At 61.9% G+C, this 22,321-nt stretch carries 18 protein-coding genes and 1 tRNA gene; 10 read left to right on the top strand and 9 right to left on the bottom strand.

Translation table 11 applies throughout. The annotated features are described in order from the left end of the window. The first annotated feature begins 12 nt into the window (after positions 1–12). From kdpA to E0L37_RS18625, 10 genes are all read left to right on the top strand, one after another. Positions 13–1,686 carry a potassium-transporting ATPase subunit KdpA gene (kdpA, locus tag E0L37_RS18670; protein WP_133493172.1) on the top strand — a complete coding sequence of 558 codons (1,674 nt, stop codon included), beginning with the start codon at positions 13–15 and terminating at the stop codon, positions 1,684–1,686. A 288-nt stretch (positions 1,687–1,974) separates the two neighbouring features. After that, positions 1,975–3,990, top strand: coding sequence for a potassium-transporting ATPase subunit KdpB (kdpB, locus tag E0L37_RS18665; protein ID WP_133493171.1), 2,016 nt, complete (start codon positions 1,975–1,977; stop codon positions 3,988–3,990). 8 nt (positions 3,991–3,998) lie between these two features. Then, positions 3,999–4,592 (top strand): potassium-transporting ATPase subunit KdpC, encoded by a 594-nt coding sequence (gene kdpC / locus E0L37_RS18660; protein ID WP_133493170.1) that lies wholly within the window; start codon positions 3,999–4,001, stop codon positions 4,590–4,592. Then, on the top strand, positions 4,589–5,263 hold the full coding sequence (locus E0L37_RS18655; RefSeq protein WP_133493169.1) for a TorF family putative porin: 675 nt from the start codon (positions 4,589–4,591) through the stop codon (positions 5,261–5,263). Before kdpC ends, E0L37_RS18655 begins: the two co-directional genes overlap by 4 nt. After that, entirely contained in the window at positions 5,260–7,902 is a 2,643-nt protein-coding gene (locus E0L37_RS18650) for a sensor histidine kinase KdpD (protein WP_133493168.1), read from the top strand. Before E0L37_RS18655 ends, E0L37_RS18650 begins: the two co-directional genes overlap by 4 nt. After that, positions 7,895–8,593 (top strand): response regulator, encoded by a 699-nt coding sequence (locus tag E0L37_RS18645; protein ID WP_133493167.1) that lies wholly within the window; start codon positions 7,895–7,897, stop codon positions 8,591–8,593. Before E0L37_RS18650 ends, E0L37_RS18645 begins: the two co-directional genes overlap by 8 nt. Positions 8,594–8,651: 58 nt before the next feature. After that, a tRNA-Thr gene (locus E0L37_RS18640) sits at positions 8,652–8,727 on the top strand. 104 nt (positions 8,728–8,831) lie between these two features. Beyond that, positions 8,832–9,497 (top strand): epoxyqueuosine reductase QueH, encoded by a 666-nt coding sequence (locus E0L37_RS18635; protein WP_133493166.1) that lies wholly within the window; start codon positions 8,832–8,834, stop codon positions 9,495–9,497. Between the two features lie 117 nt (positions 9,498–9,614). Continuing rightward, complete coding sequence (locus E0L37_RS18630; protein WP_133493165.1) at positions 9,615–10,310, top strand: AzlC family ABC transporter permease; 696 nt, start codon at positions 9,615–9,617, stop codon at positions 10,308–10,310. After that, the gene (locus E0L37_RS18625) at positions 10,307–10,957 is read left to right on the top strand and encodes a branched-chain amino acid transporter permease (RefSeq protein WP_133493164.1); all 651 of its coding nucleotides are present in this window, start codon (positions 10,307–10,309) and stop codon (positions 10,955–10,957) included. Before E0L37_RS18630 ends, E0L37_RS18625 begins: the two co-directional genes overlap by 4 nt. A gap of 99 nt (positions 10,958–11,056) precedes the next feature. Here E0L37_RS18625 and E0L37_RS18620 read toward each other — a convergent pair whose 3' ends face one another. From E0L37_RS18620 to E0L37_RS18580, 9 genes are all read right to left on the bottom strand, one after another. Next, on the bottom strand, positions 11,057–13,237 hold the full coding sequence (locus tag E0L37_RS18620) for a choice-of-anchor tandem repeat GloVer-containing protein (RefSeq protein ID WP_133493163.1): 2,181 nt from the start codon (positions 13,235–13,237) through the stop codon (positions 11,057–11,059). A 64-nt stretch (positions 13,238–13,301) separates the two neighbouring features. Further along, complete coding sequence (locus tag E0L37_RS18615; protein ID WP_133493162.1) at positions 13,302–15,119, bottom strand: choice-of-anchor tandem repeat GloVer-containing protein; 1,818 nt, start codon at positions 15,117–15,119, stop codon at positions 13,302–13,304. 25 nt (positions 15,120–15,144) lie between these two features. Then, positions 15,145–17,712 (bottom strand): TonB-dependent receptor, encoded by a 2,568-nt coding sequence (locus E0L37_RS18610; protein WP_205655651.1) that lies wholly within the window; start codon positions 17,710–17,712, stop codon positions 15,145–15,147. A 176-nt stretch (positions 17,713–17,888) separates the two neighbouring features. Then, the gene (locus E0L37_RS18605; RefSeq protein WP_133493160.1) at positions 17,889–18,836 is read right to left on the bottom strand and encodes a FecR domain-containing protein; all 948 of its coding nucleotides are present in this window, start codon (positions 18,834–18,836) and stop codon (positions 17,889–17,891) included. A 119-nt stretch (positions 18,837–18,955) separates the two neighbouring features. Further along, on the bottom strand, positions 18,956–19,453 hold the full coding sequence (locus tag E0L37_RS18600; RefSeq protein ID WP_133493159.1) for an RNA polymerase sigma factor: 498 nt from the start codon (positions 19,451–19,453) through the stop codon (positions 18,956–18,958). A gap of 207 nt (positions 19,454–19,660) precedes the next feature. Beyond that, positions 19,661–20,353, bottom strand: a complete 693-nt coding sequence (locus tag E0L37_RS18595; protein ID WP_133493158.1) for a hypothetical protein — start codon at positions 20,351–20,353, stop codon at positions 19,661–19,663. 240 nt (positions 20,354–20,593) lie between these two features. Then, positions 20,594–21,001, bottom strand: a complete 408-nt coding sequence (locus tag E0L37_RS18590; RefSeq protein ID WP_133493157.1) for a type II toxin-antitoxin system HigA family antitoxin — start codon at positions 20,999–21,001, stop codon at positions 20,594–20,596. Between the two features lie 3 nt (positions 21,002–21,004). Next, the gene (locus E0L37_RS18585; protein WP_133493156.1) at positions 21,005–21,292 is read right to left on the bottom strand and encodes a type II toxin-antitoxin system HigB family toxin; all 288 of its coding nucleotides are present in this window, start codon (positions 21,290–21,292) and stop codon (positions 21,005–21,007) included. 434 nt (positions 21,293–21,726) lie between these two features. Then, positions 21,727–22,176: a TraR/DksA C4-type zinc finger protein gene (locus E0L37_RS18580; RefSeq protein WP_133493155.1), complete on the bottom strand. Its 450-nt coding sequence runs from the start codon at positions 22,174–22,176 to the stop codon at positions 21,727–21,729. Between the last annotated feature and the right edge of the window lie 145 nt (positions 22,177–22,321).

Genomic DNA, 22,321 nt, shown 5'->3' with positions numbered 1-22,321 from the left:
GGAGAAACGGCTATGAAGGAGGTGGCTCTCATCTACCTCGTCACCCTCGGCCTGGCATGGCCGCTAGGGCGTTACCTGAGCTGGCTGTTCGGCGAGCGATTCATCTCACCAGGTATTGCCACGGTTGAAAACGGGCTGTTGCGTCTGGCTGGCGTCAATCCGAACGCTGGCATGTCCTGGAGCGATTACGCCCGTGCGCTGCTCAAGCTGCACCTGCTTCTGGCGATCGTCATTTTTCTTGTTCTCAGCATGCAGCAATGGCTGCCGCTGAACCCCGATCATATTCCCAACATGTCCTGGGATCTGGCGCTGCACACGGTGATTTCCTTCCTCACCAACACCAACCAGCAGCACTATTCCGGTCAGGCGCAATTGTCCTATTTCGCCCACACGCTCGGCATCGTGACCTTGCAAGTGGTAACACCGGCGGCGGGCCTGGCGACCCTGGTGGCAATCCTGCGCACCCTGTTCAGCAATACCCAACCCGGGGAAACCGTGTCCGTGGGCAACTTCCACCGCGACCTGCTCCGTTCAGTGCTGTGGGTGATGCTGCCCTTGTCGCTGATCACCTCCCTGCTGCTCGCCAGCCAGGGCGTGCCCAGCACCTACCAGGGCGCCACTGAAGTCAGCACCCTGCAGGAGGGCACCACGCAAACCATACCGCTTGGCCCGGTGGCGGCGATGGTGGCGATCAAACAGCTTGGAACCAACGGCGGCGGCTGGTTCGGTCCCAACAGCTCTGTGCCTCTGGAAAACCCCACGTTTTTTTCCAACCTGGTGGAAACCAGCGCACTGATGCTGATTCCCATGGCCCTGGTGTTCATGCTCGGCTTCATGGCCCGGCGCCACCGGCTCGGCTGGTGCGTGGCGGGGGTGATGCTTGGTCTGTCCCTGGTCTCCACGTCATTGAACGTGTTTTCCGAACGCCAACCCAATGCGGCGGTGGCCGTCACCGGCATCCAGGGGCCCAACATGGAAGGCAAGGAAGTGCGCTTCGGCACCGACCTCACCGCACTTTGGGGCAGTTGGACCACACAAACCTCCAACGGCTCGGTGAACGGTATGCACGATTCCTTTAATCCGTTGGGTGGCATGAGCGAGCTGATGAACATGTTCCTCAACGTCACATTCGGCGGCATCGGCGTCGGCTTGATCGGCTATCTGTTGTTCATGTTCGTGGCCGCCTTCATAGGTTCTCTGATGATCGGCCGGGCGCCATCGTTCCTCGGACGGCCGCTGGAAACCCGGGAAATGAAACTCGCCAGCCTGGCCCTGCTGTTGCAGCCGATTCTGATTCTCGGGCTCACCGCGATCACCCTGGCCGTGCCCGGCTGGGCCGGCACCAGCAATCCCGGTCCCCATGGCCTCAGTCAGGTGCTCTACGAATACACCAGTGCGTTCGCCAACAACGGCTCCGGTTTTGAAGGGCTGGGCGATGACAGCGTCTGGTGGAATCTGAGCTGCGCTCTGGCACTGATGGGCGGCCGTTTTATTCCCATGCTGGCGCCTCTGGCCATCGCCGCCTCCCTGGCTGGCAAACGCCCCAGCGCGCAAAGCCGGGGAACGCTGAATGTGGATACCCCCACCTTCGCCGTGCTCACCCTCGGCGTCATCGTGCTGTTCGCTCTGTTGAGCTTTTTACCCGCGCTGGTGCTCGGCCCCATCGCCGAAGCGCTGAGGGCCTGATTGTGATCTATACACCATCGCGCCGGAGTTCATTTTGTCGCCAGGTCGTGATTCCGATTGTGCGATGTAGTCATTCTACATAAACAAGCGTAATCGCGGCCTGGCGGCACTCTCCACCTAAAGAAAGTGGGCCCGGCCCTCCGGGTTGCCGCTGAAAAAGGCGCCCGTTGCGTTGCGCACTTTGACTTTAGAACCACTAGAGCCTGCAGTCCCCGCCTTGCCTGGCGACTTTTTCATCGGCAACGCGATGGCGGATGGATCTCAAACAGGCTCTCAGGAGTTGTCATCATGAGTTCCCGTTCTCTGCTGAGCGGCATCAAGCCTTTCCCGCTGTTTCTGGAATCCTGCAAACGGCTGGCACCGTGGGCATTGGCGCGCAACCCGGTGATGATGGTGGTCGCCATCGGCACCGTGGTCACCTTCGCGTTCGCACTGTGGCACTACAGCCAGGGATTGCCCTGGCGTTTGGAAATGGTGCTGTTCCTGATTCTGCTGGCCACCGTGTTGTTCGCCAACGGCGCCGAGGCCCTGGCCGAATCCCGTGGTCGTGCCCACGCCAACAGTTTGCGTGCAACCCGGCAGAACCTGACTGCCCGGCGCCGGGGCGCCAATGGCGGAATCGACGAAATCAGCGCCGATGCTTTGCGCCGGGGTGACCTGATCGAGGTGGAAGCGGGTGAACTGATTCCCGCCGACGGTGACATCGTCGAGGGCGCCGCCACCATCAACGAGTCCGCCATCACCGGCGAATCCGCCCCGGTGCTACGCGAAGCCGGCACCGATAACAGCGGTGTCAGCGCCGGCACCAAGGTGCTCACCGACCGCATCGTGATCAAGGTCAGCAATGATCCCGGCGACTCCCTGCTGGATCGCATGATCGCCCTGGTGGAAAGCGCCAAACGTCAACGCACGCCCAATGAACTGGCGCTGTCGGTACTGCTGGCGGCGATGACCTTGATCTTTCTGGTGGTGGTCACCGCCTTGGTGCCAATGGGCGATTTTCTCGGCGCGCCGCTGAGCGTGCCGTTGCTGGTGGCCTTGCTGGTCTGTCTGATCCCCACCACCATCGGCGGCCTGTTGCCGGCCATCGGCATCGCCGGCATGGAACGCGCCCTGCGCGCCAATCTGGTGGCCAAATCCGGTAAGGCGGTGGAAGTGGCGGGCAGCATCGACACCCTGCTGCTGGACAAGACCGGCACCATCACCCTGGGCGACCGCCGCGCCACCGCGTTTCTACCCCTGCCCGGCGTTGAGCAAAGCGCGCTAAGGGAAGCCGCCTGCCTCGCCTCCTTCGCCGATCCCACCCCGGAAGGCCGTTCGATTCTCACTCTGGCCCTGGACCAGGGCACCACCGTGGCGGCCAACGAACACGCCGACTTCATCGAATTCTCCGCTCATACCCGACTGTCCGGCGCCGACCTGCCGGAAGGACGGCAAGTGCGCAAGGGGGCCACTGACGCCATTCGCCGCTTCGTCGAGGAACAGGGCGGCCACTATCCGCGAACCACTGACGGCCTGGTGGAACAGGTTGCCAGCAAAGGCGCCACGCCGCTGGTGGTGGCGGAGAACCATCAAGTGCTCGGCGTCATCGCGCTGTCCGATGTGATCAAGCCGGGAATCCGGGAGCGTTTCGCCCGCTTGCGCGAAGCCGGTGTTCGCACCGTCATGATCACCGGCGATAACCCGCTCACCGCCGCCGCCATCGGCGCCGAGGCCGGGGTCGATGACGTGGTGGCCGAAGCCACACCGGAACGCAAGTTGGCACTGATCCGCGAAGAACAACGCAAAGGCAGGCTGGTGGCGATGATGGGCGACGGCACCAACGACGCCCCCGCCCTGGCCCAGGCGGATCTGGGTCTGGCCATGAACTCCGGCACCCAGGCCGCCAAGGAAGCCGGCAATATCGTGGATCTGGACTCCGATCCCGGCAAATTGCTGGAAGTGGTGGAAATCGGCAAGCAGCTGCTGATCACCCGTGGCGCTCTGACCACCTTCTCCCTGGCCAACGACGTGGCCAAGTACTTCGTTATTTTGCCGGCTTTGTTCGTGGTGGCACTGCCCAACCTGGGCGCCTTGAATCTGCTGGAGTTGCACAGCCCGGACAGTGCGATTCTTTCGGCGGTGCTGTTCAACGCCCTGATTATCCCGGCACTGATTCCGTTCGCTCTGCGCGGCGTGCGGGTGCGCCCCGGCAGCGCCGACGCCACCCTGCGCCGCAATCTGTTGATCTTCGGCCTCGGCGGCCTGCTGCTGCCGTTCCCCGCCATCAAACTTATCGACCTGGCTCTGGCCTGGATGCTCTAGGAGTGATCATGAATTCCCGTACTCTAACCGCCACCTCCTGGTTTTCGGCTTTGCGCCTGTCCGTGGTTCTGATGCTGTTATGCGGCGGTCTTTACCCGCTGATCAGCACACTGCTCGGACAAACGCTGTTTCCTGAACAGGCCCGCGGCAGCCTCGTCTATCTGAACGGCGAGGCGGTGGGCTCGCAACTGGCGGCGCAGCCCTTCAGCGAGCCGCGCTATTTCCACCCGCGTCCTTCCGCCGCCGACTACGATCCCACCGGGGTGTCCGGCTCCAATCTGGCGCCGAGCAACCCCGAATTGCGTGAACGGGTAACGCGGGACGCCGCCGCCCTGTCCCGTCAGGAAAACGTTCCCGTCGAGAAACTGCCGGTGGATCTGGTAACCGCCTCCGGTTCCGGTATCGATCCACATATCAGTCCGGAAGCCGCCGCGCTGCAAGCCCCCCGGGTGGCGACGGCGCGTGGTCTGGCGCTTGAGCAGGTGAAGCAAAGCATCGCCTCGCACACCCGGGCGCCTTTCCTGGGTGTGTTCGGTCCGACCTACGTCAATGTCCTCACTCTCAATCTGGCACTGGATGCAGCGGAGGCCACCAACCCATGAAGCTCTTGAGCCGCACACCGCTGTCCCTGTTTCTCTGCACTCTGGCGGTACCCGCCTCGGCGGACTGGCAAGCCGATGCCGACATCACCCTCACCAGCAACTATCTGTGGCGGGGCAAAACGCAAAGCGATGACCGCCCGGCGCTACAGGCCGGGGTCGAAACCCGGCATACTGGCGGCGGCTACGCCGGTGCCTGGTTCTCCACCATTGACGATGGCGAGGACGCTGGTTACGAGATGGATTTGACCATGGGCCGGCGCTTCAAAGCCGGGCCGTTGCCAATGGACGTGGGCCTGATCTACTACGCCTACCCGCTGGCGGAACAGGATAGCGATATCGGTGAAGGGTTGATCACCGTGGGTCCGGATGCACTGCAGGTACGCTATGCGCTCACTGTTTGGAAAGAGGACGGCGATGGCCGCACCCACGATCAGTATCTGGCCCTGGGTGGTACTTATCCGGTGTCGGACGACTACGGCGTTTCCTGGACGGTGGGCCACGTGAAGGACGCCACCGATGATGACGGTGACTACCAGCATCTGGCCCTGGCGGTGAGCCGTGATCTGGCCGAGCACGGCGTTCTCAGCCTCGGTGTCGAGAGCAATAACGCCGACGACGACCGCCATCGCAACCGGCCACGGCTGGTGCTCAGTTGGCAATGGAGCCTATGAAAGCCCCGACCACACCGGACCCGGACGCCCTGCTGGCGGTCAGCGACGACGCCAGCCGGGGCCGCCTGAAAATCTTTATCGGCGCGGCGCCCGGCGTGGGCAAGACCTACGCCATGCTGCAAGCCGCCCGGGAACTTGCCCGTCAGGGCCAGCCGGTGCTGCTGGGCGTGATCGAATCCCACGGCCGCGCAGAAACCGAGGCGCTTTGCGCCGACCTGCCGCGCCTGCCGTTACGTCCGATCCAATATCGAGGACGCGACTTTCATGAGTTCGATCTGCAAGGGGCATTGCAACAACACCCTCCGCTGATTCTGGTGGACGAACTCGCGCACCGGAACCTTCCCGGCAGTCTGCACCCGCGCCGCTATCAGGACATCGAGGACCTGCTCGCCGCCGGCATCGACGTGTGGACCACGGTCAACGTCCAGCACCTGGAAAGTCTCAATGACCACATTGCCCGCATCACGGGCGTGCGCATGCGTGAAACCATACCCGACGCCCTGGTTCAATCGGCCCGCGATCTGATGCTGGTGGATCTGCCACCGGATCAACTGCTGGAACGGCTGCGCCAGGGCAAGGTGTATGTGCCGGAACAGGCCCGGGCGGCCATGGATCACTTCTTCAACCGGGGCAATCTAACCGCGTTGCGCGAACTCGCGCTGCAGACCGTGGCCAATCGTATCGATCACGACGTGTTCACCACCATGGCCAGCCAGGGTGTCGATGGCCCCTGGCCGGTACGCCCGCGTCTGCTGGTCTTGGTGGACGGGCGCGGCAACGACAAAGCGGTGGTGCGCGCCGCCGCGCGCATGGCGCAACGGCGTCGGGCGCCCTGGAGTACCCTTTGGGTGGACACCGGGCAATCACCACCCGATACGCAAAAGCAGAACCTGGAAGCGGTATTCCGGCTCACTGAGCAATTGGGCGGAGACATCGTGACCCTGCATGGCCACGATGTGGTCGGCATGGCTCTGAATCATGCCCGCCATCACAACGTCACCGGCATCGTATTCGGCCGCAGCCGCCACCGTCCGCTGGCCGGCTTATTCGGCCGCACCCTGAGTCAGAAACTGATGCGACGGGGGCAGGACTTCGAGCTGACCTGTATCGCCAACGCACCGCCCCGTCACCGTCGGCGCTGGCGCGCACCGGGTTGGCCACCGGCGCGGCAGTTGTGGCTGGCACTGTCGGTGGTGGCGGCGAGCGTATTGGCCGCTACGGTGGCGGATCATTTCCTGGCCTTGCCGAATCTGTCGCTGATCTTTCTTACCGGTGTCCTGCTGGTGGCCAGCCGTACCGGCATGCGCGCCGCCACCTTCGCCGCCGTGCTCAGCCTGCTCACCTACAACTTTTTCTTCACCGAGCCGTATTACAGCCTGGCCATTTATCATACCCAGGACATTCTCACCGTGGCGTTCTTTCTGGTTATCGCCCTGGTCACCGGGCGGCTGGCCAGTCGCCTCAGAAACCAGATCGTCAACCTGCGCCGGATCGGCGATCATAACCGCTCACTGCTGACGCTGAGCCGCCGGTTGGGCGAAGCCACCGGCCTTCAGGATGTCCGGCGCGAAGCCGAGGCTTACCTGAGCCGGGAATTCGATAGCCGGATCCAGGTGGTGCCAGCACAGGAGCTGGACCGCAACGCCGACCTCGACGGTGCTCTGCGCAGTGCCGCCCAATGGGCCCTGGAAAGCGGCAAACACGCCGGGCAAGGCAGTGACACTCTGGGCAACCTGCTCCAGCGTGTCATGCCACTGCGTTTTCGTGATCAGAGTTTCGGTGTGTTAATCCTCGACACCCGATCCCTGGGCGACGTGGACGCCGCCGTGCTCAGCCATCTGGAAACGCTGGCCAATCAGGTTGCCCTGGCATTATGGCGAGTCCAGCTAAGCGCCACTCTGGAAGCGTCCCGGGTCGCCGAGGAAACCGAACGGCTGCGCTCGGCCCTGCTCTCCTCCATTTCCCATGACCTGCGTACCCCACTGTCGTCCATGATCGGCGCCGCCAGCAGTTTGCGCGACCAGGCCTCACTGCTCAGTGAAGAACATCGCCGGGAACTGCTCGACGCCATCCTCAACGAGGGACACCGGCTGAACAGCTATATTCAGAATCTGCTGGATATGACCCGGCTCGGCCATGGCACTCTGAAGCTGGCACGGGACTGGATCGCGCCGGCGGACCTGATCGCCGCGGCGTTGAAACGCACCGCGCCGCTTACCGCCAGTCTGACACTGCACCGGCAAGTGGACGCGGACTTACCCCTGCTGTTCGTACATCCCGCGCTCATCGAGCAGGCTCTGGTGAATCTGATCGAGAACGCCGCGAAATTCTCTCCCCCCGGCGGCGAAATCACCCTCACCGCCCGGGCCGACACTGGCCGTATCGTGGTCGAAATCAGCGATCAGGGACCGGGTATTCCAGAGCATCAACGAGAGAAGGTTTTCGACATGTTCTTCACTGGCGGCGACGGTGACCGGGGCCCCTACGGCAGCGGCCTGGGCCTCGCCATCTGCCGGGGCATGGTCGGCGCCCATGGCGGCACCATTGAGGCCCTGCCGCCGATCAACGGCGGTGGCGCGCACATCGTGATAACCTTGCCCTTGATGGAACAACAGCCCGAAGGAACGAGCCATGTCTAATGCCGCCGGCGGCATTCTGATCATCGACGACGAAGTGCGGATCCGTCGATTTCTCCGCATCAGCCTGCAAACCGAAGGCTACCAGGTGAATGAAGCCGCCACCGGTGGCGACGGCCTGGCTCTGGCCCGTACCAGCCAGCCCGCCCTGATCGTGCTGGACCTGGGACTACCCGATCTGGACGGCCAGGAGGTGCTCGCACGAATCCGGGAAATCAGTACCGTCCCGGTCATCATTCTTTCAGTACGCGATGATGAAGGCGAAAAAGTCCGGGCCCTGGACCACGGCGCCAACGACTATGTCACCAAACCCTTTGGTGTTCAGGAATTTCTCGCCCGGGTGCGCCGCCACCTCGGCCACAGCAACGACACCGGCGGCCCCCTCAATGAATACGACGATGGCCACCTGCGTTTCGACCTCGCCCGCCACCAGGTGGAACTGGCGGGTACCCCGGTGAAACTCACCCCCAAGGAGTTCAGCGTCCTCGGTATGCTCATCGGCAACGCCGACCGGGTCATTACCCAACAACAATTGCTGCGCCAGGTCTGGGGCGAAAGCCATCAGCATGACAACCACTACCTGCGTATCCTCATCGGCCGCCTGCGGCAAAAACTCGGCGACGATCCCGTGGCACCCACCTACCTCCACACCGAGCCCGGCGTCGGCTACCGCTTCGAACCCCGCTCCGACTGATCCCGCCCTTGTCTCCGCCTCCATTCCTGCTAAACTACCGCGCCGATACAGGATCCATGCCGGAATAGCTCAGTCGGTAGAGCAACTGATTCGTAATCAGTAGGTCGGAGGTTCGATTCCTCTTTCCGGCACCATTCGCGCAGCTCCAGTGCTTCCATCTCTCCGCCATCCGAGTCTGTTTGAAGTCAGCGGGGATGCACCCTCCCGACTGTTGCAAGGTGCTTTGAAGGAAATCGCCATGAACGAGATTTCCCCCATACAACGCCCCCCTCTGGCTCTACCCGATGGCCAATGCCGGTTATTGTTGCATTCCTGCTGCGCTCCGTGCTCTGGTGAAGTCATGGAAGCGCTGCATGCCTCGGGCATCGAATACACCGTGTTCTTTTACAACCCCAATATTCACCCGGTGAAGGAATACTTGATTCGCAAAGAGGAGAACATACGCTTTGCGGATAAACACAATGTACCTTTCGTGGATGCTGACTACGACACCGATAATTGGTTTGAACGCGCCAAGGGACTGGAGGACGAACCAGAACGAGGCGCGCGCTGTACCATGTGCTTCGACATGCGTTTCGAGCGTACCGCGCTGTACGCCCATGAACATGGTTTCAAGGTAATCAGCAGCTCGCTGGGCATTTCGCGCTGGAAGAACATGGCGCAGATCAACGATTGCGGCCACCGGGCTGCCGCGCCTTATCCAGGCCTGCAATACTGGGATTACAACTGGCGCAAAAAGGGTGGCGCCAATCGTATGGTCGAAATCAGTAAACGTGAGAAGTTCTATCAGCAGGAATACTGTGGCTGTGTCTACTCCTTGCGGGACACCAACCGGCATCGCCGTGCCCAGGGACGCGACCGCATCCGGATTGGCGTTCAATATTATGGTATGGAAGACACCTGAGCCTGCCCGCCACAACAGCGCGCGGCGATGTGCGTGTCCCACCCCAATCGGCGCCATGTAACCACCGGATGATTATCATGTCCGCTTCGCCTCTTCAGCCCTGACACTATTTCTTGAATGTCTTCACCAATCGCGCTCTGGCGCCACGCCGCCAGGCTGACCACTCCGGTCATGCTGGGTTACATTCCATTAGGTATTGCTTTTGGCGTGTTATGCGTGCAAATGGGCCACCCATGGTGGATTGCCGTGCTGATGTCGGTGGCGATCTATTCCGGCGCCAGCCAGTTTCTGTTGTTGACCTTGCTGGCCGCCCAGGCATCGCTGACGGAAATCGGCGTGGCCATCTTTCTGCTCAGTTGCCGGCATCTGTTCTACGGTTTGTCGCTGCTCGGGCGCTTCGCCGGCGCCGGGGCCCGCAAACTCTATTTGATTTACGCGCTGACCGACGAAACCTATTCGCTGCTAAGCAGCGTGCCGGAGGCGCGCGATCCCGCCGTGGCCGCGCGCATCAGCGTCTTGAATCAGGGCTGGTGGCTGCTCGGGACGGCGTCCGGTGCCGCTATTGGCGACTTGGTGCGGTTTGACAGCACGGGCATGGAATTCGCTTTGACGGCCCTGTTCATCGTCCTGACGCTGGAACTGATGTGCAAAGTTCGCCGTGCCGCACCGTTTGTCATCGGCTTACTCTGTTCCGCGGGCGCGATGCTGCTACTGCCCCCGGAACATCTGTTAGTGGCGGCGATCGGTGGCGCCTGCCTGGTGTTGCTGTGGGATTATCAGCGAAACCGGGACAAGGAGGTGATGCGATCATGAGCCCGGAAGGTATTTTCGCAGGGATTGCCGTGGCGGCTCTGGCGTCACTGGCTTCCCGCGCTCTGCCGTTCGTCGCGCTGTCGCGTCACCGTGATCAGCCGTTGCTGGAACACCTGGGGCGCTATCTGCCCGCTGCCATCATGACCATTCTGGTGGTCTATTCGTTACGCGACCTGCGCCTGTTCGCCCACACTGATCATGGCGCGATATTAGTCTGGAACAACAACGGCCTGCCTCTGTTGCTGTCATCGCTGGTGGTCGTGTTACTGCACCTTATCAAGCGCAATGTATTGCTTTCCATTCTTGGTGGTACCGCCTTCCATATGCTGTTGGTGCAATACATCGTCCCCGGCCTGGCTTTCCCGGTCGAGACAACCGCAACCGGCGATCAATATCCGCGCGCCCTCGAAGCGGCGGCACCGGCGATCCCGGAACCGCCACTGGCCTTAGAACCTGTTCACGATCTTTACGCCACCGCGTTGCTGCTGGAAAAGCCGCCAGAGGGCGTCACGGACTGCAGGCTTTTGGGGCCAAAGGCAAAGGCCGGGGCGTCGTCTGGCGGCTTTTCCAGCGCAACCCGAAGGGCCGCCCCCCCTGTGCCCTCCGGGTATTTTTCCGCCAGGCCGCGATTACGCTTGTTCATGTAGACGGACTACATAGCACAATCGAAATCACGACCTGACGACACTTTCCACCAGGAGAGAAGGGAACTCCGGCGCGGCGGCGTAAAGATCGTGAACAGGCTCTTAGCCCGTTCGTCGAATGCGGCGGCGCAGCAAGGCAACGCCCAATAGCATCACCAACCCCCCGACTCCCAGGCTGCCCCCGCCGTTACCATAGCTGACGCTGTTGCCATCTTCGGTTTCCGATTCCATGTCCACCCGCAGCACGCTGGTATCGGACACCGAACGGCCAGTGTTCTGGTCCTCGCAGGCGATGGACAGGTAGTAGTTGCCCGCCGCCGGAGAAACGTCGATGCTGCCGGACGGCGCCAGGGTTCCATTCCAGGCGTCCAGCCCGGAGCTGGCCTGGCAGTTCTCCACGCCGTTGCCAGTCCAGGTCAGTTCGCTGGTTTCGCCCAGTTGGATCACCGGCGGCGTGGCGGTAAGCACCACCGAGCCCTCGATGGCGGTGCCGGAGGTATCCACCACGAACAGGGTGCCGTAGTCGTCGTACGGCGCGGTGGTGTTGCTGGCGCCGCGCACGAATTCCTGGCCGCCGTACAGCGAGGCGCCGTACAGTCGGTCATCCGTGCCCCGCACCACGCCGATGGGGGTGTTGCCTTCCTGGTTGTAGGTGAAGTCGCGCAGCAGCTCGAAGCCGTCGGCGGTGACCTTGCCGTCATCGTCCACCTGGATGGCGGTGGGATCGATGCGGTACAGGATGCCGTTGCGGGACTTGTGAACCTGGCCGTTGGTTTTCTCGAACTCGCGCAGCGTCCCGCCGGTCAGCGTGGTGCCGTAGATATTGCCGTCCGGCCCCAATGCCATGGGCCCGCGTGGTGAAGCGCCGTCGTCGTAGTCGAATTCGTGCAGCAACTGGAATTCGCCAGTGTCCTTGTTGACCCGGTAGAGAGCACCGTAGGGACGCGGTCCATCATAGAAAGGATGCTGAATACCATAGGGCCATTCGGTGACGCCATTCGGATAGTCTGGATAGCCATTACTGTTGTAGATATAGGGTGTGGTACCGCTCTGCCGTCGGAACACGTAGTACCTCAGGCTGTTGGTGAGGCTGATGTTCCAGCCACACAGGGGGGCGGACTGGGCACGGTCGTCGCCCCAGAAGCTGTTTTCCACCCAGACCTGGCATTCTCCAACAGCGGTGCCCCCATAGAGCCAACCGTCCGGCCCGGCCACCAGATGAGACAGCACCGGTACCGTGGAAAGCTGCTCATCGCCCTGTTGATCGGAATGGTAGCCTGTGGAGCCCTGTAACCAGCGGCGACGGCCCGGATTGGCGACATTGATCTCGCCCTCCGTCAGGGTAAAGGTGTGCAGGATGTCGATGCCGCCATCGGGATCGGCCGGGTCCAGCCGGTACACCGCGCCCACCTCGGTCTGCGGATCAGTCAGGGTACCAGGCCGGTACGGCATGCCCCGGTCGTACCCCAACAGGCCATATAGCATCCCGTCCTCGCCGAGGATCACCCCGTTGGGCAACTGATCCCGGCCAGTCTGGTTGGCGAAGGTGTAAAGAATATCGACCCGGTTGTCGGGCCACAGCCGGAAGAGGCGTCCGTTGCCCTGCGGACCTTCGTCGATGCCATAGACCACATCGGAATCGGGATCGTGCAGCAGATAGCCCACCGGCGCGTGCAATACGCCGATACTGGCTTCCAGCAGCGTCGCGTAGTTTCCATCGCTGTCCAGTCGGTACAGCGCCCCTCCCTGCAACGCACCATCGGTAAACAGTTCAGTGCTGAAAGCCGCGCTATTGGGGTTGGGCGGCGAAGCGTATTGGAAGCGGCCCATCGGCGGAACCACAATACCAATCACATCGCCATTGTTGCGCTGAACATAATTGCCCAGCAGGCGGTAATCGGAGCTCGCCTGGAAAGTGGAGCCATCGGCCCGTTGCACGGTCATCGTTTCCGGTTCGATGCCCATCTCCGTTTTCGGGCCCTCCACCTGATAGTGAGAAGCGACCGCCGGCGAGCGAAGCAGAGCGCCATATGAATCAGCCCGCGCGCGCTCCACCGGCAGCAGCAAATACTGACTGTTCTCGGTGAGACTGAACAACGGCGGGGCCAGCGGTGTTTGCGCCGGCGGCCAGCCCTTGGGTTGATCTTCCGTCCCTTCACCGTTGGCATCGGCGAAATAATGCAGGGACGTAATGGTGGTGAAGGTGACATCCTCCGCCGCGCCAGCGGGCGCGGCCAGCAACAGACCGGACGTCAGGGCCGGCAGCAATCGAAGCACGTTCATAGACGTTTCCTGAAAGACAAACAGGGACCGGGCATGGGCCCGGTCCGATAAATCAACAAGGGATTCAGCGTTGGCTGGCCCGGCGGCGGCGCATCAGGCCCGCCGATGCCAGCAGGCCCAGCAGCAAGGCGCCCGCGCCACCACCACCGCCGGACGAACCACCGCCGCTGCTATCATCACCGTCGCCCTCTCCGGCACCGTCTTCAGCGCGGGCCACGGTCAGGGTCGCGGTGTCGTCCACGGTGGTCTCGCCGTCGACGGCGGTGCACGTCAAGGTAAAGGTGACGGTGCCATACTGACCGGGCGGGACCAGTTCAAGGCCGCCGCTGGCGGCGCGGCTCTCGTCGGCGAGCGCGGCGTAGTCGGCGGAATCGCCGGCATCGATCACACAGGCGCTGTCTCCGTACAGGCCGGTGGTGCTCCAGGACAGCATCGGCGCCTGGTCATCGCCCACGGTGACGGTGGCCGGGGTTACCGAGAAGTCCGTGATGGCCGGCGCTTGCAGAGGGACGTCCACGCTGAAGATGCCGCCTTCGCCATTGGCCGCGTCGCCCTGGGTCACGCCGAACAGGCGTTGCATCTGACCGCCGTCACCATCGGCGCGGATATCGCCGGCGGACAGGCCCATGGGCGCGCTGCCCTCGGTGGCGGCGTCGAAGGTATGCAGGAATTCCAGAGTGTCATCGGCGCGATCCGCCGCTTCACCGGTAACGATGCGATACAGGGTGCCGGGCCCGCCGGCGCCACCCCGACCATCGTCCTGGCTGTAATCGAATTCGGTGGTGCCGTAAATGTTGCCGTCGGCGGCCCGGGCCAAAGCGCCCCGGGGCGCCGCGCCCCCCTCATCCTGGAACCGGTGCAGCACCGTGAAACTGGCGGGATCGTCCTTCCTGATTCGCCAGGCGATTTCGGTGGTGACGCCGTACAGCCAGGCACCGTCTTCCACCAGGCCGGTGAAGCCCGCGTCGCTGACCGACGGATTGCCGTGCAACGAATCCGACAGGGTGTAGAGCAAAACGGGCTCGGTGGTGTCACCGCCGCTCAGCTGATCCGCGTCGATGCGGAATACGGTGCCCGACGGATCGCCCGCCTCCACCTCACCAGGATCGCCGCCGGCGTTCGCGCCACTGCCGCCGCTGGTCACGCCGTACAAGGCCTGATCCGCCTCGCTCCACACCAGCGCCACCACCCGTTGGCCGAACCGGTGAAAATTCTGATTGCCAATCTTTTCCACGAAGAAACGTTCATCCTGTAGTTCGGCCAGCACGCCCAGGGTATTATCCGCGCCGAGCCGCCAAAGATGGCCGCCGCTTGAGAAATAGACATTGTCGTCACCGTCCACCGCCATCTGGCCACGCGCCTTCATATCAGCGGCGTCCGCGTCCTCGAAGCCGGCCGGCACGACGATGCGTTCCGCCTGCAGCGGCAGTTCACCATTGAGTTCCGCCAGGGCACCAATGCCATTCCAGCCGGCCTGACCGTCGGAAGAAATGCCATCCACATCCTCGGCGCGGGAACTGCCTACCAGGAAACCGCCGGAACTACGCGCCACCAGGGTGCTCAAGGGCGAACCGATGGCGGAACCCAATAACTGGTATTGGTAGTCCGGTGACTCGGCATCCGGATCGAGGCTGTAATACACCCCTTGAGTGATAACGGAATAGTCACCAGCACCCGGCTCGCCGCTATCGAAGGTGACGCCATAGAGTCGGCCATCCGCGCCCAGCAGCGGCGGCGCCTCCGGGCGCTTACCGCGAAATTCGCCGGCGGCCCCGGTGAAATCGACAATCACGTTCGGCGTGAAATCGCCGTCGGCGGCCTGGGTCAGGGACACGACGCCGCACAGTGCCAGCGCCGCGGGGGTTTGCCATCTTGCTTTCATGGTTCTGTCCTCTTGCGGAATCGGTTCAGAATCGAAGGGAAATACCGCCGATCACGGTGCGGCCGGTACCGACCTGGTAGCTGCCGCCGTTCATCTCGGTGTAGTAGGTGTCGCGCAGGTTATTCACCGACAGCCGCAGGGTGGCGTTGTCGGTCAGCTCGTAGCTGCTCCACAGATCCCAGGTGCGCCAGGAGTCCACCGCACTGCCGGACACCCAGCCACCGATGGGCGGTGTTTTGGAGGTGCGTTCGTAGCGAAATCTCGATCCCAGGGTCAGCTTGCGGTCGAACAGCCGGAAGCCCAGGTTCGCGAGTACGCGCTGCCGGGGCGGCAGCACATACCAGACGGCGCCGCCGTTGTAGCCACCGGGTTCGCCGAACACCGTGTCCGGATAGCCATAGACGCTGCCCAGGGGAAAGGGGTCGTAGCCGCCCTCGCCCATGTCGATCAGCATGCGGGTGTAGGAGACGCCACCGAATACCCAGCCGGCGTCGTAGTCGGCTTCCACCTCCAGGCCCCGGAAGCGCACGTCATCGTCCAGGTTGACGAAGGCGAAGCCGCTGAACCCCACCGGCTGGGCCTCGTCCACCGGTGTCATGATGGCGCCCTGCACCATGTAGTTTTCCACCGTGGAATCGAACCAGGCGATCTTGGTGCGCAGGGTATCGCCGCGGGCCAGCAGGCCGTCCCATTTCAGGTTGGCGCCCACTTCCCAGTTGCGCGAGCGCTCTTCCTCCAGCCCGGGATTGGGGTAGTAATAGAACATGTTGCCCACATGGGCGCCGGACAGCAGGGATTCGGTAATCGCCGGCGGGCGCAACCCTTGGCCATAGGAGCCATAGACTTCCAGCCAGCGGTACGGCGACAGGGACAGGGTCAGTTTGGGCGCGAAGTCGCCGGCGTGACGCTCCACGTCGAAATTGGTGTAGATGCGCGTATAGCTGGGGCGCACGCCTTCCGGATTGGGAATGAGACCGTTGAAAACGCGCCCATTACCCTCGATCTGATACCAGTCATAGCGCAGGCCGGCGATCAGCTTCAGCCAGTCCTGATGCTGAAAGGTCGCCTCGGTGAAGGCACTGGTGACCCAGCGCTCCCCTTCCGGGGTGGCGCCGGTAAACCATTCCGTGGAGCTTTGCGAGTCGTTGGATCGGGACTGGGCCTGGGGATCGGTCCAGTCGTAGTAGAACTCGGTGCCGTAATCCAACGCCAGATCAAACCCGGAGAACGGAAACACCGACCGGTTGGCGAGCGTGCCACCCACGGTATTGGTCTCGTACTCCACCGCGAAATCGTCGTAGAAATTGGACCCGCGTCGGGCCTCGTTCACCCGGGTCAGGGTGTAGTAAAGGCTGGCATCCAGATCAAGCAGCAGGTTATCACCGCCGCCGTGATGGTAATGAGCGCTGAGCGTATCGGTGTGCGCCTCGTTTTCGCCGCGCTGCTGGTCCTGCAAGCTGGTGTCCTGATAGCTCTCGCTGTAGTCCGCGCGCATGCCCACATAGCTCAGCTCCAGGGACTGATCCGGCGCGAACCGCCAGCGCGTCTTGAACAGGCCGGACCACTGCTCCTGACCGGTGAACTGACTGACGCCGTGCAAGTAATCCGGTGTGTCATCCGGAAGCCCGCGGCGGCCGCGTTCGTAGTCGCCCAGGTTCTTGCGGCTGATGGCGGCGGTCATATCGAAATTGTCGGAGGGACGAAAGGCGGCGGCCAGGCTGCCGGCGAAATGGTAGCCGTTGTCGCCGCTGTTAAGATTCAGGCGCCCGCCGGCGCGCTCACCGTTCTCCAGCAGATCGTCCGCGTCCAGCGTTTTGAAGTTCACCGTGCCGGCGATGCTGCCGGCGCCACCGGCGGTGGACACCGGCCCCTTGAATACGTCCACGCCGGACAGCAACTCCGGGTCCACGTAGACCAGGCCGTTGGAACCGTGGCCACTTTTCTGGAAGTTCTGGCGGGCACCGTCCACCATCACCGTGACCCGGCCGAAATCCTGCATGCCACGCACGTTCACCGACACGCCCGGGTTCTGGCGGCTTTGCGAGGTGAACACGCCGGAGACATTTTCCACCACGTCCGAGGTGTTGCGCGGCGGCAGACGGTCGATCTGTTCCCGGGTCACCACACCGGCGGCACCCGGCGTCTGATAGATGTGTTCCCGCTCCTCGTCGAAGGTGCCCACCACATCCACCCGCTGCAGGGTATTGACCTCCTCGGCGGACTGATCCCGGCGCTCGCGAAGCACCGCCACGTTACCGTCCCGCAGACGGAATTCTATTTCCGAAGCGGAGAGCAAACGGGACAGAGCGTCACCGTAGGTCATACTCCCCTGCACGGCCGGCGCATGGTATGGAGACAGATCCAGCGCACCGTAGATCAACTGCCCACCGGATTGACGGGTAAACAACTTCAACGCCGACTCCAGGCTCTGGGCCGGAATATCGAATGTCAGCCGCGCTTCCGCCGCCACTACTTGGACACGCCCCTCCTCGGCTCTGACCACCGTCACTGGGCCCGTCAGGGCCACCGATAGAATCCAGCACACCGTGTTATAACGGCGATGGGTAAAAGCGGAAAACTTCGAGCCTGACACTCTGCTTACTCCGTCCTGTTATCTGTGCCGCGCGATCAAACACGCTACTGACAACTAGGACGAGCAAATGAGTTTCATTCCCAATCGTATTTTTTTATTTTCTTGCCAGACAAAGAGAGCACACGCGGTCATCGCCCGGTGCGGACATCAATGTCCACACGCGATTTCAAGGCAAATCAGTAAAGGAGCGTCAGATAAGGCGTCAGCCGGCGAAGGGTCAGCCCCTGGCTTTCCGCCAGGGCATCCAGACCTTTATCGAGTTCGGCCACGGACAGCATCGCCGATACGCGGCGGCGGCCGGCGTCAGCGTCAAGCAAGAGCACCTTGCCGGGGTGATAACGTTGAATCACCGCCACCACTTCGTCCAGCGGCAAATCATCCAGCTCCAGCCTGCCGCGGGTCCATAACAGAGCAGCGGTGACATCCGCGTTCGACGACGCGGACGGCGCCTGCCCTTGATCATAGGCCACGGCCTGTCCGGCATGGACGGTTACCCCGTGGCCACTACCCTGTTCCGGCGAGCGCACCAACACCGCGCCGTGAGTCACGGTCACCAAAGCCGAGCGGCCACGGTCCTCAACCTGGTAAGCCGTCCCCACCGCTTGTGCCATACCACCTTGCGACCAGACCTGAAACGGCCTCTGCTTATTGGGAACCACCTCAAACCAGGCCCGGCCGTGTCGCAACTCAATACGCCTCCGCCCGGCGTCATAATGCACATCCACGGCGGAGTCAGTGTCCAGAATCATACGAGAACCGTCTTCCAGGGCGACGGTCCGGATTTCGCCCGGCGCGGTATGAAAGTCACCCTGCGGCCGCAACGCCAGCACCATCATCACCAGCGCGACACTGGCGGCGGCGGCCAGAGACAGAAAGCGGCGTCGACGAACCGGCAACGCCGTCACCTTTGGTGCCGGGCGCATGTCCGCCTCCAGCGCCGCCAGATCTTCCCAGAATTGCTGTTCACGTTCAAAGGCCCGGCGATGACGGAGATCGGCGGCCAGCCAGCGGTGAAGCCGCTCCTGTTCACTTTGATCCATCGAGCCCGAAGCGGTTCGGATCACCCAATGACGGGCGGTTTCCGCGATCACCCCGCTGTCTGTATTGTTGTCCGTCGAAGTCATTAACCCGTCCAGGATCTTTCGCAAGCCCGGTGTTACACCGGAAAGTCCGGCCCTATATCCGGTAGGACGAGCCGGTGCCCGGCCTGCCCAACTTTTCCATTCGATTTTCGGCTTTTTGCTCAGCGTTGATCACGAATTTTCGCCAGATGTTCGAACACCCGGCGAATATGATTCTCCACCGTGGTGGTGGAAACCCCCAACTCTTTCGCGATCTGCTGCTGGGTTTTGCCTTCGAACCGGTTGGCAAAGAAAATGTGCCGGCTACGTTCCGGCAAATCTTGCAGCGCGTCCTGGAGACGCCGCAAGGTCTCGTCGGCCATACAATTACGCTCGGGTCCGCGGGTCTCGAGAAGGTCCTCGGGCTGATGGTTCTGTTCCAGGATCTCACGGCGGCGGCTTTCCACCCGGATGTGATCGGTGGCCAGATTGGCCGCCATCCGGTACAGATAAGCCCTCCTGTTGAGGACCGGCCCCTGGCTCTCCGCTTGAACCAGACGCAGATACAGTTCCTGGAGCAGATCCGCGGCGGTGAAATGACAGCGCAGGCGCCGGGTTAAAAAACCGAGCAGGTCTTCTCTATGTTGCTGGTACGCCTCCAGCAGCGCGCCCTGCCTCACGGTTAACCCTCAGCTCGCCATTCGAGTTGACAATGATATTCATTATCATTTTGTGCGTCCAGTCACGGCTTGAGCCTGATCTTCCGCGGAAAACCGCGTCAGGGCCCCGTTCCTGGCCCAGGCTTAGACGAGCCAGCTTCGGCTTTCCCCAACCTCATTTGGCGCTCGGGCTTCAGTGTCGGCATCTTGCGTTATGTCAGGGCGGGGTCAGGCGGCGCTGTCCCTGTGCTTTTTGTGGCGACGCCGCCAATCGTTCAGATCATCCATGAGCGCGGCTTCCAAAGCCTGTGCCGGCGCTCTCGTGGCCGCCAGTGCCTCGCGCTGTTCGCGGAATACCGAGGACAGCGCCTCCGTGGGAACGTCGTTCCCTTCATCATTCATTCGCCGCCGCAAGGCCGAAAACAAAGCCGGCTCCGGGACCTGGGCCAACAAGCGCTCCCGGTCGGCCTCCTCGATGGCGTGCTCCTCCGCCCAGAACGTGACAGCTTCCCGCCAAACCTCGGAATACGGAGCCTGTTCGAAAGTGAAGCGCCGATCCGCTTGTGGACGACCCAGCAGGTCCGGATGGCGCGCCACGGCAAAGGCGGGAATCCACGAATCGCCCGACGCATAAAAGGCAGCGGTGAGCCCGTGGACGCCCAAACCCCGGCCCGGCTCTGTTTCGGGATGGTCAGTGGTCACGAATTTCTGGTACTGTCGTTCCCGCTTCTCGATTTTCCATTCCAGGTCCATTCCCACGGCACTCAGCCATTGGTATCGGACCCAAAGGTTGGATTTATCCTGGGATGACGCTGTTTGAGTGGAAAAGGTTGCTTTTCGGGTGTGCCCCTCGATACGGGCAGTCACCAGGAACCCGACGAAACCGCGCGGATGTTCGTCCGGGGCAAAGTACTCAATCATTGACGTGATGGTCCTCGTTTCGCCGCCCACCGGGATCACACCGGCCCTGCGACAGATTGACGATTCAACCGCGTCCCAGCGAATCAACCCTCCTTTATCGTAAACGGCAGTGTAGTGCATCTTTGGCCATCTTTACGTTCCCTTTGCAGCTCCATTTACGTTTTTACACGCTTTTTTCACATCAAATACGTGTTTCGCGTTCAGCCCCCTTCAGATTGCCTTGCTTCCGGGTAGCCAACGCTATCGGTCCTTGAAGGCATCGGTGGGAACGCCGAATCGCTCGGACAGGGCGCAAATCTGGCGCCAGTTGAGCGTTCGTCCGCCGGAAAGAATGGAAGAGACCACGGACTGAGCCCCGATTTCCGGCAACTGACTCTGGTTTACCCCATGCTCCCGCATCAGGTAACGCAGCACATCAATGCCCGCCACATCAGGCATCGGGCAGTGCGTTTCATCGTAGGCCTTGATGACATCCCCCAGGCGCGCGGCCAGACTCGCCAGGGGGTGCTGCTCGTCGTCCCCAATGACGTCGAGCAGCTCATCCAGCGCCTCGACCTTGGCATCGTAATCCGCCTCGTTCTCCGGCTCATCAAGCAATGGCGCAATGTGAGCCCAGTGCATGGCGGCTTGATCAAGAATAGCGGTCATGGATTACTCCTTCCATTGGCCTTTGTCGTACTCGCGGTGATCGAGAATGGCGCGAATGTAAACCCGCTTGAAGCGGTAGTGAACGACGGCGATCAAACGGATCTTGTTGCCACCGATGTCGAACACATGATGGCACCCTACTTTGTCGGTCGCCGGGAAGATGCTCTTCATCGCCGCGAAGTCCTTGGGTTCGCTGACCTTCATCAGTCGGTACCATGTATCCAGCGCCGTGGATGCCCGCGGCCACTTCTCCCTGGCCTCCCAGATTCGCTTCTGTGTGATGATGTGCATGATCTTCCTTGAAGCTACGAAACCAAATTATAGCAAATTGCTATAATTGGCAAGATGCTCAGTCACTGAACTCTTCATCCATGGAGCATTGGGACATCAGAGTTCCTTAGAGCCTGTTCACGATCTCTACGCCAGCGCAACCCGAAGGGCCGGCCCCCCTGTGCCCTCCGGGTATTTTTCCGCCAGGCCGTGATTACGCTTGTTCATGTAGACGGACTACATAGCACAATCGAAATCACGACCTGACGACACTTTCCACCAGGAGAGAAGGGAACTCCGGCGCGGCGGCGTAAAGATCGTGAACAGGCTCTTAACCGAGGTAATTGGGGTCAGACTAGCAAACGAGCAAGGGAGGTCTGTAGGAAATCGTCGCGCCCCACATGCGTTCGCGATTACAAAGCGGGAGGCCGAATCAAAAGGGATTTTTGCTCCGATCACGAACGGTGATGAACGTAATGCCTCTCCCGGCTTTCCTGGCGCGCTTTCACGTCGATGGAATACTCCGCCGTCGGTCTGGCCAGCAGCCGCTCGATACCGATCGGTTCGCCGCTTTCCAGGCAGTAACCATAATCGCCGGTAGCCAGCCGTCGTAAGGCACCGTCCACTTTTTTCAGCAGCCCGACGTTGCGCTCAATGGTCCTCAAAAGATAGCGCCGGTCCTCCTCCGCGCTGGCCAGATCAAAGGCGTCCGGTTGCCGCTCATCGGACTGCAACGCCAGGCGGTAAGTGGCCAGATCCGCTTCAATCGCCTCTCTCATCGCCAGTAAACGCTGCCGGAAGAACATCTGTTGCCGCCGGTTCATGTAGTCACGTTTGGGCATCCGCCGCAGCGCCGCTTCCGTCGGCGGCCGGTCCATGGAAGACGTGGCGGTAGCTTCAGACATGAGGCACTCCTGTTCAGGAAGGATGGTGTTGGTTTCTTAATTGTTATGATATAACATAATTTAAATTCGGATTCGGAACCACCCTTGGAACCGGTCCACCCGGCTCTTTCCTCGGGGGAGGAACAGAGCCCTTGCCGCCCTTATT

It is taken from the genome of Alcanivorax sp. 24 (assembly GCF_004360225.1).
Classification (GTDB): domain Bacteria; phylum Pseudomonadota; class Gammaproteobacteria; order Pseudomonadales; family Alcanivoracaceae; genus Alloalcanivorax; species Alloalcanivorax xiamenensis.
The sequence above is the reverse complement of the archived record's forward strand: the minus strand, read 5'-3'. Positions and strand labels throughout refer to the sequence as shown.